This is a genomic window from Streptomyces pimonensis (genome assembly GCF_041380215.1).
Lineage (GTDB): Bacteria > Actinomycetota > Actinomycetes > Streptomycetales > Streptomycetaceae > Streptomyces > Streptomyces pimonensis.
The window spans coordinates 1-300 of the sequence record NZ_JAHWZY010000159.1; the positions used below are offsets into that span (position 1 = coordinate 1).

The 300-nt window shown below is 74.7% G+C and carries 1 protein-coding gene; it reads left to right on the forward strand.

Annotated features, from left to right (window positions below; translation table 11 throughout):
• A partial coding sequence (locus tag KYY02_RS33815; protein ID WP_371244933.1) for an acyl carrier protein occupies positions 1 to 300 on the forward strand: 300 nt, incomplete at both ends.

Sequence of the window (300 nt, forward strand, 5' to 3'; positions counted from 1 at the left end):
CGAGGGACTGCGGCTGTTCGACACTGCTCTCACGCTGCCCTTCGCCGTGGCCGTGCCCATGCGGCTGGACCTGGCGCCGCTACGGGCCCGTCCCGAGGCCGTCCCCGCGCTGCTGCGCGCACTGGTGCGCACGGCACGCCCCGAGGCGGCCCCGGCCACCGACGGCGGTCTGGCGGCACGGCTCTCGGCACTGCCGGAGGACGAGCGCCTTCCGCTGCTGCTCGACCTCGTACGCACCCACGTGGCCGCCGTGCTCGGCCACGCGTCCGCTGTCCATGTAGAACCTGAGCGCGCCTTCGA